12 protein-coding genes are annotated in these 11,140 nt (G+C 48.1%); 1 reads left to right on the forward strand and 11 read right to left on the reverse strand.

All coding sequences use genetic code 11. The annotated features are described in order from the left end of the window. Positions 1-31: 31 nt before the first annotated feature. Complete coding sequence (locus tag JHJ32_RS19545) at positions 32-478, forward strand: hypothetical protein (RefSeq protein ID WP_139378777.1); 447 nt, start codon at positions 32-34, stop codon at positions 476-478. Between the two features lie 9 nt (positions 479-487). On the opposite strand, the gene JHJ32_RS19550 is transcribed toward JHJ32_RS19545, so the two are convergent. The 11 genes from JHJ32_RS19550 to JHJ32_RS19600 form a co-directional block, all read right to left on the reverse strand. After that, a complete protein-coding gene (locus JHJ32_RS19550) occupies positions 488-1,384 on the reverse strand; it encodes a DMT family transporter (RefSeq protein WP_200122105.1) in 897 nt (298 codons plus the stop codon). Positions 1,385-1,425: 41 nt separating this feature from the next. Beyond that, on the reverse strand, positions 1,426-1,677 hold the full coding sequence (locus JHJ32_RS19555) for a hypothetical protein (RefSeq protein WP_079718372.1): 252 nt from the start codon (positions 1,675-1,677) through the stop codon (positions 1,426-1,428). A gap of 343 nt (positions 1,678-2,020) precedes the next feature. Beyond that, entirely contained in the window at positions 2,021-2,953 is a 933-nt protein-coding gene (locus JHJ32_RS19560; RefSeq protein WP_200122106.1) for a DUF4097 family beta strand repeat-containing protein, read from the reverse strand. 29 nt (positions 2,954-2,982) lie between these two features. Continuing rightward, positions 2,983-3,801, reverse strand: coding sequence for a hypothetical protein (locus JHJ32_RS19565; RefSeq protein ID WP_079718370.1), 819 nt, complete (start codon positions 3,799-3,801; stop codon positions 2,983-2,985). Continuing rightward, a complete protein-coding gene (locus JHJ32_RS19570; RefSeq protein WP_176146262.1) occupies positions 3,798-4,355 on the reverse strand; it encodes an RNA polymerase sigma factor in 558 nt (185 codons plus the stop codon). The genes JHJ32_RS19565 and JHJ32_RS19570 overlap by 4 nt, the downstream gene beginning before the upstream one ends. 170 nt (positions 4,356-4,525) lie before the next feature. Further along, positions 4,526-4,984 (reverse strand): VOC family protein, encoded by a 459-nt coding sequence (locus JHJ32_RS19575; RefSeq protein WP_233632769.1) that lies wholly within the window; start codon positions 4,982-4,984, stop codon positions 4,526-4,528. Positions 4,985-5,037: 53 nt separating this feature from the next. After that, positions 5,038-6,087 carry a type IX secretion system membrane protein PorP/SprF gene (locus tag JHJ32_RS19580; protein WP_370584550.1) on the reverse strand — a complete coding sequence of 350 codons (1,050 nt, stop codon included), beginning with the start codon at positions 6,085-6,087 and terminating at the stop codon, positions 5,038-5,040. Next, on the reverse strand, positions 6,063-7,649 hold the full coding sequence (locus JHJ32_RS19585; RefSeq protein WP_200122107.1) for a gliding motility-associated C-terminal domain-containing protein: 1,587 nt from the start codon (positions 7,647-7,649) through the stop codon (positions 6,063-6,065). Before JHJ32_RS19585 ends, JHJ32_RS19580 begins: the two co-directional genes overlap by 25 nt. A gap of 10 nt (positions 7,650-7,659) precedes the next feature. Continuing rightward, complete coding sequence (locus JHJ32_RS19590; RefSeq protein ID WP_200122108.1) at positions 7,660-9,567, reverse strand: hypothetical protein; 1,908 nt, start codon at positions 9,565-9,567, stop codon at positions 7,660-7,662. Next, positions 9,548-10,528 (reverse strand): hypothetical protein, encoded by a 981-nt coding sequence (locus JHJ32_RS19595; RefSeq protein WP_200122109.1) that lies wholly within the window; start codon positions 10,526-10,528, stop codon positions 9,548-9,550. The genes JHJ32_RS19590 and JHJ32_RS19595 overlap by 20 nt, the downstream gene beginning before the upstream one ends. Before the next feature lie 37 nt (positions 10,529-10,565). Continuing rightward, positions 10,566-11,140: hypothetical protein (locus JHJ32_RS19600; protein WP_200122110.1), on the reverse strand; the 575-nt coding region annotated here is incomplete at its 5' end.

Here is an 11,140-nt window from a genome sequence, read left to right on the forward strand (position 1 = left end):
GAAGAACATGCAGCTGAAAAACAAGTATACGTTGGAGTTTGGCAAGGGTAGAATTGATGAATGGTGTGTGTTTTTGACACGGGCTGACGGCAATAGGTATGCGCCATTAGATAGAGAGTACTTTTCGATATTGCTCGCTTGGGCACGTAAATACGGCGCAGATCGAGTATATAACGACTTCGTTTCCATATATAACCGTACGTCGAATCAACTTGATCCCGTTTGTTTGATGTTGATTAAAAAATTAGCAGCACGTTACGGCGAAGATAGCGAAGAAGTTGAGCTGTGGTTTACTGTTTTATACTATGGCATGATCGCAGAAGAAAATAAACGCAATACTAAGCTTGGCAAACGTATCAAACGGCTAGGCATTTATCAATTGTTCTATGAAGGGTTGGACCCGGCCATAGCCGCTGATTTTTCGAAAGGCAAAACATGGAAGCAACTTGACAAGCTAATGCTCGCATACGGTTTTTAAATGCAAAACCTATCTCTCCTTGGGTTTTCGCTGGATAAGATATACCCCTAAAAGGATCATTGCTCCGCCTGCCGCGTGGCCCCAGACCAGTTCTTCACCATCCAACACGCCCCACATTACCGCCACAATAGGCATAAGGTAAGTGACCATGGAAGCAAATATTGCAGACGTTATTTGCAAAAGTTTATAGAACAACATCATCGCTAGTGCCGTACCGACCAATCCAAGAACAGCTACATAACCCAATCCCTGCCATTGCGCCGATGTGCCCTCGAAATGCCCGAAAAACCCTGAAAAGCCCAAAATAACCAATGACGGACCAAACCAGATAGTGAAGACGACAGCAGATAGCTTGAAGGAAGGAATGCCGGATAAATACCGACTAATTATGAGGCCATTCAGGCCATAGCAGGCGGTAGCTAACACGATGAGAAACGCGTGGAACATGTCGTTTCTGCCCTCATTGCCTTCTGCTCCCATGAGCATGGCCGCGCCCACAAATCCAATCACAGCACCGATGACTTGCGTCAATCGGCTTTTTATTCCAAAAAATAGATAACCAAATATCAAGATGAAGATAGGAACCAATGAGTCCAAGATACCAGCCGTCGAGCTGCTGACTTTTTCCTGCGCGAGCGGAAACAGAAACATAGGAATAAAATTGCCCATTCCGCCGCCGGCAATCACCCATGGCATCAACTTTTTAGGAATATGTTTAAAGTTTAAGATACCAAATACAACCAAAACCACTCCCGCTGCACACAGGCGTAACGCACCAACCTGGATGGGAGTATACACACCAAGGCTTTGTTTAATTAAAATGAAGGAACTACCCCACGTTAACGTAAGGATTCCCAATAGTAGCCATTTCAAATATGCCGGATACAAGGTTAAAAATTTTGGCAAATCTCATGTTTTCCGGCTATAACTGGAAATATTTATTGGTACTACTCGTCGTTGTCCGTATCCGGGAGATCGTCAGGTTCTAAATTGCCGGAAGCCGTGCCTGCGAGGTCACTTGCCCCGGTGTCGGTTTTTTTTACATCGTCCGTCTCACGAATGCTTGGATCATCCTTTTCCTTGTCCGGATTTTCTTCGTCCGCAGGGAAGCCACTGTAATTTGCCCGCTCATTCTCTGCGATTCCACGTTCCTGCTTATCTTGGTCTACGGGTGTTTTCTTTTGTTCGTTATTGTCCATGTCACCTCCTAATTGTTTAAGAAAAGAACAACGCGAGGCTCGAAAAGTTTATACGTTTTTGTTCGCACACGAACAACCGATTGTTCGTTATCGAACAGTGCTGTCATGTGTTGATGTTTTTATTTTATTGAAAATCAGTTTGTTTTGGTTTTGGTGTGGAAATGTGATGCACTGGCACAGACACGGCGGTAGGCCAAATCTGTAGAGCACTATCTTGCCCAATCCATTAAACGTGCGGATGACCTGGCTGTAGATAGTATTAAGATTACCGTTGCCGCCCGCTGATAAAAAGCCTTTGGGTAAAAAGAAGGCGTCCTTTCAATCAAAGACGCCTTCGTTCGTTTCACTTTGTCCGCAAGTAAATGTTTTTATACGTAGATTTGAGAATAATATCGATGCCACCACCATTGATCGTGCCTTCAACATTTTGCTGCTGCCCACTGCGGTAAACAAATCCTGTCGCAGAAATAGCTTCCGGCGCAGCCGGGGGCATGGGGGGTTGCGATACGTTGACTACCCGTGCGGGTGACAACGTTATAGCTCCCGAGCCCGAAGTTACAGCGGCGATGGAACGTGAGCCATCTTGCTTATCCTCATCGTTATTGTTTTTTGGCGTAATGGCAATATTAAAGTCGTCCGCAGCATAAAGCTTGCCATATGCAGTGCCTAACGTGACGTTGGCCTTAGTCGTTGCCGGCAACGCAACATCGACGTGGCCGTATACGGAAATAATCGATACCGGACCTTTAATGTCGTTAACGAAGGAGGCGTCAATGTTCCCGTGCACGGTCTTAATATTCATCGGGCCACTGTTGTTTTCCAACAGAATATTATTATACGTTGCCGATAATTCGATTTCGCCCTTGATATTTTTGATGACAACCGAATCAGCAAAAAAGGTGTTACCGTAGCTGAACACGATGGCGACTTCCTTCGGGACCCGAACAGTCAAAGACTCCTTTTCAATGCCATGGTTGCCGACGATATTGACATGGATATCCGAACCCTCTTGGGATACATTGATGCCCAGGCCGGTATTGTCTCGATAGCCTGACGGACTAATGACTTGCAGGCCTTTTGCGCGATTGTCTTCTTCCTCATCGGATGTCTCCATGCCGGAAAAGACAATTTCATTTCCATCGTAGCCTTCTACAAAAGCACTATTCAGGTTTAGATAAAGTTTGCCCGCCGGTTTTCCGATTTTGTATGTTTTCTGCGCCCATGCCGAACAGCACAGGGAAAGAAAGATTGCCAAGATGATTGTTTGCTTTTTCATGTTATTCTCCTTATTCGTTACTCATTTTGTTATAGTTTGTTCTGATTCAATAATACAGCATAGACTTCGTCTTTTACGGCGGCAAAGGTGTACGGACTGCGTGCCAAGGCAAAGAGTGCCTCTTCAATGCCTACATGGTCTATCTGAGCAGCCACCTTGACGATGCCGAGTTGTACCAGTGGATCGTCTTGTGTAGCCAGCGACGAGGCGAAGACAGCTGCCACATCGGCGTCTTGTAGATAGCGGCTAAGTACATCTAGCGCAGCTAGCCGGACATTCGTGTTGGCGTCCTTGTTCATGGTTGTCGAAAGCATTGTTCTGATTTTGTCGTCCATCTTTCCCGACTGTTCGATTTCTAAAATTGCTGCCAGCCGTATACTTGCCGAACTGCTATCAGCTAGCCGTACCGCCAATGAAACCGGTGCCGGTTTAGTGCGTTTCATGTCTGCTACATGGAGGTTTTCTCTTTTTTTAGGGAGGGCACTGCCCTCATTGGCCGCAGGGTGGCTTTTTGTCCTCGTTGCCAATGAATCCGCCGCGGTCGGAAGCACTACGATGGGCTCAGCAGTCGCGGCTGGTATAGGCTGTTTCGCGGCCGCTAATGAATTGTCCGGAGGAGTCTCCCCTTGCCCTTGCCGTTCAGTCAACAGATAAATACATATCATCCCAACGAGTAGAGAAGCTGCCGCCAGCCAATTCGTCCGCTGGTACCGCTTGAAGAAACTTTTCTTTACAACCGGCGTAGGCCGGAGTTGGGCTTTCAAGCGCTCCAATACATCGGCTGACGGCTCGAGGTTATCGAAGGCTTCACGATGTTCTTGAATAAATTTTTTTATCGGGTCATTCATGATAATGTCTTGTCTTTCAACGATTGGATTATTCTTTTCTTCGCGCGATGATATTGCGAGCGCACCGTGGTGTGGGAAATACCAAGCATTTTGCCGATTTCCTCCTGCGGAATATCTTCAAAAAGGTACAGGCTCAATATTGTTTTATATCCTTGAGGCAATTGCTCAATGGCATTCTTCACATCATCCACTTTACAGTCAAACAACGTATTTGCCTCTTCATCATAGCCTTCTTCGTCAGCAATGTCCATCTCTTCTGCATCAGTAAAAAAGACTTTCTGTTTCCGTAGATAGGTAATCGAACGATTGAGTGCAATACGATTCACCCAGGCGCCAAAGCTTGCAGCATTATGCAAACGATGGATATCCGCAAAGGCATGGTAAAAAGATTCCTGTAAGATATCTTCCGCTTCGCCGGTATGCGATATGATGCGGCAAATAGAATTGTATACCGACCTGGCATATTTATTATACAATTCCGTAAAGCCAACCTCATGCCCCTCCCGGCATAAAGCAATCAATTCGATTTCATCTTTCTTTTCTACTGGTTGCAAGTGACCTAACTTATGTGATTCAATGGTTAGTCGTCAATTGCTCCATAATGTTGCATGGAAAAATGGTTATTATAAAAAAAACATGCGATCAGCCGCTACATGCTGCTTGCTATCATGAATGCGGGCGGTAGGGTAATTGGAAGATTTGCTTAAAAATAGAGGGCGATTAGTTAGTAGTCGTCATTGACTTCTATCCAATGTCCGTCCGGATCTTGGATGTAGAGCTGTTTGATGCCATCGACCCGGACTGTCACCTGCTGTTTCTCACCTTGCCAGTTAATGTATGGTATGTTGTAATCATTCAGGCGGTTAATAAATGCCGTGATAGACGGTACACTGAAGCATAAATGCGTAGCGATGTCATGTGTGGTAATTTCCTTGGCGCCTTCAATCAAATGTAATTGACTATGAGGGCCGATTTTCAACCAGGTATGTTTGCCATCACGGAAGGGTTCGGGTATAGTGTCCAGTTGAAGCACGTCGCGGTAAAATATCGTGCTTTTTTCAAGGTTGTAAACGGACAGCGCCATGTGGTTAAGTACAGGATGCCGATCCTGTGCCAGTACAAGACACGATGAGCCAACGAAGCTTATGCAGATAAGTGAACCGACCAACAGGATGTGTTTCATAGCACAAACTTACATAAATCGATGGGATATACAAATCATGCCAGCCATCGCTGTCAGAAGTAACACCTAACCCGGTCTAGTGGCCTACCGAGCGTAAGCCCGAGTGTGATTTCATGCGAACCATTCTGCAAACCACTGAGTCGACTCAGCATGTAATCATAGGAATACCCGATGCGGAGTCGTTCGGTAGCAAAAACCTGCGTCACAACCGACACCGAGTTAAGTCCATTCAAGCGGTCTCCCGTGAACCGTTTATAATCGCGCCGAAATGCTGAGACGCCAGTGCGTATCCCACCTCCCAGCCAGAGGCGGTCGTTGAAGATGAACATGGCATTGAGATCTAAGCTCGGTGGGCCAGATAGGTCATCTTTGTATAGCAAACTGGGTCGCAATACGGTATTTTCATCCAAATCGAACAATAGCCCGCCAATTATGTAAAGATGAGTCCTGCGTCTGATGTGATCTATCGTCGTTTGATCCCAACGGAAAAGGTTGTCAGCTCCCGTTGCAGCAAGCAGGTCCATGACAGAAATGCCTGCATACCATTTGGCGTTGTGGTAGTAAATGCCAAAGCGGATATCGGGCACGAAACTACTCACCTTACCGGGCGGGAGTACGGCATCGCCATCCTCCAATACGACTATTTTGGTGCCATCCAGGCTATATTGGGTTACTCCGGCACCAAGTCCGAAACTCAGGCGTTCGGTATCCTCGCGGTTTAGCTGGATGCGGAATGCATAGTTGAGGTATGCTGACGTAGCGAGTTGCGGACCGAGTTCGTCAGCAATAATTTGTACGCCGGCACCGTGGCGGCGCCTTCCATACAGGTCGAGCAGACCGTCGAATGACAGCAGGCCTGTCTGGGGAGCACCATCTAAATCCACCCATTGGCTCCGAAGACCCAATTGAGCAAAGAGTTCCTCCTTATAACCGGCGTAGGCGGGATTTACACTCATTGAATTAAACACATATTGTGTAAACTGGATGTTTTGTTGGCCGTGCACGCCACATGTTATTCCCAAGGGAATCAATAGCAACCAAATTTTCCATCCTGTCCTCATCGTTATTGTTGTCGCGTTTATTGCCGTTTTACCAATACCCATCCTTTATGAATGGTTTCTATGCCATCCTTCCTCAATACCAGCCGATAGTAATATGTACCATCACTCACGCCCGCAGCGCCCCAATCTTGTTGGTAGTTGCGGCTCCGGTAAACTTCGTTGCCCCAACGGTTGAAAATCGTAAGATCCGCCGCGTCGTAGTTTTCCAGCCCCTGGATGGCAAACAGGTCGTTTTTACCATCTCCATTGGGCGTTACCGCATTTGGTATAAGTAGTTCGGCGTATGTAATCGTCATCCGTACAGTGGCGATATCTCGCTGCCCGTTTTCGTCAGTTACTTCATACACGAAATCGTCCGATCCAAGATAATGGAGGTTGGATGTATAGGTGATGCTACCATCGGTATTGACTGCTACCGTACCGTTACGGGGCTGGATCACCACGCGGACACTGGCCACATCCAGCGGACTATCCCCAGGGCGATCGTTTTCTAATACGACCACGGTCAGCCGTCTACCGGAGGGGCCGGTCATCATATCATCGACAGCTTGCGGCCCACGGCTATTCGACACCAATTTGGTGAGCCAACTGTCATCGGCGGATGGATGCGCTGCCGCTATCCAGTCGCGTGCATGTATTCCTTGAGCAAGTCGCTGCGTATTGCCACCTATCCAGTTGCCGCTACCAGCATATTGCATCAGTTGTGCCTGAGCATCCACATAAGCGCTGCCGTTGGTGACGCTGTTGTGCTGGAGGGTATAAGCCATATACACCGCCTTGTCGGCATAGATATGCCACATGCGGTCCATTCCAGTTTCAGGTTGTGCAATACGGTTATTGCCCGCCCCATAGTCTTGCACGCTTACGTGCAAGGTGATGGAGGCGTTGGCCGGAGATAAGGTCGCCGGTGTATAGTCGCCTGCTGCTATGCCCACAGGAAACGTGAAGGGGTTGGCGGCAGCATAAGTCTTGACAACATGCCCGGCCACACTATTGCCGGTGACGATCATGCGCTCCCGGGAGTAGCCCGCTAAGAGACCTTGAGTACCGATGAAGAGGTCGTTGCCGTTGAGCAACACATTGCCACCGTCTACAGCAAAGTTGAGTTGGCTGTTGATATGCAAAGCGGCGGCTAACGGGCCATCAGGGTTGTCGGTGTTGTAGCCCGGATCCGCTAGGTCCTCCAAGATAAGATCATTCGGGTTGCGTAGCTCTATGGGTACAATAATGGGCTTGCCATTGTTCCCGTCAATTCGTGTAGGGCCGGTTGGCATGTCTTCATAAAAAGGATTGGTACCAGGATCATGAATGATGATTTTGCCCGTACCGCTAAAGGTCGCTGTAGGAGCAATCCAGATGTTGCTGCTCCAGATTTCAAGTGTACCGTTGATGATCCAATGGGAGTTGGGGCCAAAGTAGCTGGTTTCGGCATAGCGCAGTTCCACGGTCTCGGGGTCAATGACCACGGTAGAATTGTCGGCCGTGGTGCTGCCGGCGCCGGTTTGGGCGAGGGATGAATATGAAGTAACCAGCGATACGCCCCAAGCGCATAGCATATAGGCTATGGCACGCTTTCTGGGTAATATTGCTGTTATCCGCTTCATCTATCTGTATTTACCATCTCACCCGTTGGTAAATCATCGGGTTGGATGTGACGGTGCAATTGTGTAATGATGCCTCGCTGATGTTATTTTCGTCGTTTTGGTCGTCCTCGTCATTAAATTGAGCCACTGTCGCGCTGACTGTATAGGCCGATCGGTTGGGGATGTCCGTTATTTCTGGTGTCAACCGGAAACGAATGGCGTCTGGATGGGTGAAGCCTCGTGGTAAAAGGTCTTCTGAGGGATTCGTGAGCCGATAGGTATGGCTCGTAGGACTATTGTTCGTTAACTCCCATCTTATGAGTGATGGATGCAATGGTGTAAGTCTAATTCCTTCAGGATGGGTGATCGTGACGGTAATTCTTCTGTTTGGGTCATCAACATATAGGTCATCCGTCCCCATATTGGATACCTGTACGGTGAATGTATTGCCATTTACATAATCAATGCATCTTCCGTCGGGGATGATATCGCCCAAGATGAGATCTATCCCTTGAGCATAGACGGGGGTTCGCACGGAGGAGACGTTGTTGAGCGTATCTTGGTCTGTCCCTTCCGGCACATGCAATTTCACAGTATTGACGACGTGATTGCCCGGTGGGGTTTGCTTTAAGATACCCGTCACTCGTATGCGCCCTGTCCTATTGGCGGCAACGGATACGGTACCTCTAATTATATTGGGTGTTGTTGTACTTTCTTCGATTGTCGGTGTTCCTATCCAAACGCCGGGCTCATCAATGGGAGTAATGTCCGTAATCTCGAAAGTCCCTGCAGTCAATATGTTGCCATAAGCGTCTTTGACAGTATCCCTTAATTCGATGTCTTCGATGGGCGCAGGAGTATCATTAACTACCTCAATGGTATAGGTGATGTCCTTGTTGTTTTCCCCCCCCGTAGCATTTTCAGGAATTAGGTAATCTCGATTCGGCTGTTTGACGGTTCGCAGGTTACCCAAGGTAGTTACGAGGATATTGCGAATTTCATGGTAGTTAAAGCCGCCTCCAGTAGACGCAGCAAAACCTACTTTCATGGTTGGAGGCGGCGGATCTGTGGTTGAATAGGCTATCAAGTCAATAAACGCTTCACCTGGTTCTTTAGCCCAACGCACGGTAATGTCATATAGCTCGGTCTCTTCATTAAACATGATGGTGATTTGGACCCGCCGGTAAAAATCATCGCTTGAGGGGCGTGTAGTAGTAACGTTATCGTAATCGACTTCATTGGATGTTCGGCTCGTACTTAGTTGTCTGCCAGCGAGATATCTATTGGTTGTGCTGGGAGAATTGGTCGTCGGCCCTCGGAGGGCGACCGAATTTGGTCGCTCTCCAGGCCCATCGATACGGCCTTCGGTTGGGTTTGAAAAATTACCATACGCATCGAAGCCTACACCGACATACCCGCCCGCTAAGCCGGTTGCGGAACCTCCTTGGGTATTTGGTGCATAGCCAAGTGATCCGCCATATCCGCCTAAACTGAATGGTACCGTCGCATCAAAAAGAAACACACTAAGGCCATCAGCACCTTGGTAAGTGTTATCGTCGAGACTTCTCCACATTTTGTATTCGAAGTCAACCAGTACACCCATACCGGATGGAAAAGAGCGATCGATGTAAGCAAAACCCCGTTGATTGGTTAGGTCTCGAGTGAGCCGGAGCCAACCACTGCCTATTGGGTCATTAATGCCAGATGTAAAGTAGGCTTCTCCGCCTTGCCCACCAGGCCCGCCGACCACGATATGGGGATAGTTATTTCCCCTTAGGTCATCGATGATGGTAAATTGAGCCTTGCTGGTTTGGCAAATTGTGATGATGGCCGCCACTAATGCGATGATGCGGTAGCAAATCATTGAATTAACCCTGTTGGTATGTACCTTCATATGCTTGAGCTTATCCAATAATTCGTTAATCTTGGTTTTCTTCACCTTTAATGACAAATACGATGTTCATGAATGATGTAGGGGTGCCGGGACCAATTACACGGTAGCGAAGTTCTCCATCTGCAGAGATCTCCAAATCGTCAAACACGTCTGTATCGTAATAAGTGACATAATAATAAAGATCTGTGGCGTTGGGCAGATAGGGGATCTCTCTGGGGGCTCCGTCACTTCGCACCGGGATTGGATTGGGAGTTGGGGTTACAGGGTTTCTGAACTGCTTAATATATTCATCGTACAGATTTTTAGTATATCGCGGCCCAGTCGGGTTTGGGGTAGACGTATCAAACGCTATCGATGGCATATAAAAGAACCGCACAAATTTGTTGGATGAGACAGTTTTCAGTACGCCGTCTTCATTGACCGTCACGATGCGGTCATCATCTGGATTTCCGGGTTCCAGACCAGTAATGGCTAAGGTGTTGGTGGCATCCGTTTCGATTTCGGTAGGTTTGGTAAGTGGGCCGCCAAGCTTTACATGCCCTTCGGTGGCTTCATAGTCTTCGTCGTTTTCGATATGCAAGCCATTGGAAGCTTCCGAAATACTGATATCTGCGAGTGGCACTTGAACAGTATTTCCCTCGCTGTCGGTGAGTACGAGGTCATCGCCGTCTACGGCCAGCGTCACGTTGGTGGTGTTGATGTCTATGCGTATCCACTGCGTACCGTCATTGCTGTAATATCCCGGTCTCACTGCGGTCGGAGTACCTGTGCCGTTTGTGGCTGTGTTATAGACCAGCATCCCTGCCACGTGTGCGCCCAAAGGAGCGGCCTGATTGGTAGCTTGCAGGGCAAGCCGCGGCAAGAGCAGCCCTTTATCAGTAGCCGTCAGGTCGATGACCGAGTTAGGGTTGGGGTTTGCCGTACCAAACCCTTGTTGGGCGTGGGCGGCATGAAGCGCCCCTATAAAGAAGAGAAAGGTGCCAAAAAACCTGATTGCTACTTTCATTGTATGTCTATTTGCATTCATCGTGATAGATAGCTTTTTAAATTCTACTGATAACCCACCACCTTGTTCCATCAAACTGTACCGTCCAACCTTGGTAGGGGAGTGTTCCTGTAATGGTATTTTGCCCATCGATATTGCTGCCATTTCCATCAAGGATGACCTCGTTGCTGGAGATATCTATTTTCTTGATGGTGTATTTTTTGCCTGTATCGACATTGTTGGGCAAGGTGATGGTGACGGCACGATGTTCGGCGTCTACCAATATCGTTTCGTCGGTTGCTAAAGCGGCGTAATCTGAATTTTCCTCTCTGATGGCACTGGGGATAATAGCTGGAATGGTTTTCAGTACCCCGTCGCCATCCACGACGACGATGCGGTCTTCGGTTTCGTCGCCGGGTTGTAGGCCAGCGATGGCGAGGGTGTTGGTGGCAGTTGTGGTAATGACTGTTTTTTCGTCTACTAAGGTTCCACCGAGTTTAATTGCGCCCGAGATTTCATCGATGTGGAGGCCGTTGGTGGCAGTAATGTCTATTTCCTGTTCGTCTCCATTTTCGTCAGTGTAGGTTATGCGGTAAACGGCCTCGTCATCGTCGTTGGTGGCGACCTCGCCGC

This window comes from Parapedobacter sp. ISTM3 (assembly GCF_016533505.1).
In the GTDB taxonomy this organism is placed as follows: Bacteria; Bacteroidota; Bacteroidia; order Sphingobacteriales; family Sphingobacteriaceae; genus Parapedobacter; species Parapedobacter luteus.

What these genes read in the sequence shown, in the direction of transcription:
- JHJ32_RS19565 (WP_079718370.1), bottom strand. Translation starts at nt 3,801, where the DNA reads ATGAATGACCCGATAAAAAAATTTATTCAAGAACATCGTGAAGCCTTC.
- JHJ32_RS19575 (WP_233632769.1), bottom strand. Translation starts at nt 4,984, where the DNA reads ATGAAACACATCCTGTTGGTCGGTTCACTTATCTGCATAAGCTTCGTT.
- JHJ32_RS19555 (WP_079718372.1), bottom strand. Translation starts at nt 1,677, where the DNA reads ATGGACAATAACGAACAAAAGAAAACACCCGTAGACCAAGATAAGCAG.
- JHJ32_RS19585 (WP_200122107.1), bottom strand. Translation starts at nt 7,649, where the DNA reads ATGAAGCGGATAACAGCAATATTACCCAGAAAGCGTGCCATAGCCTAT.
- JHJ32_RS19560 (WP_200122106.1), bottom strand. Translation starts at nt 2,953, where the DNA reads ATGAAAAAGCAAACAATCATCTTGGCAATCTTTCTTTCCCTGTGCTGT.
- JHJ32_RS19595 (WP_200122109.1), bottom strand. Translation starts at nt 10,528, where the DNA reads ATGAAAGTAGCAATCAGGTTTTTTGGCACCTTTCTCTTCTTTATAGGG.
- JHJ32_RS19580 (WP_370584550.1), bottom strand. Translation starts at nt 6,087, where the DNA reads ATGGGTATTGGTAAAACGGCAATAAACGCGACAACAATAACGATGAGG.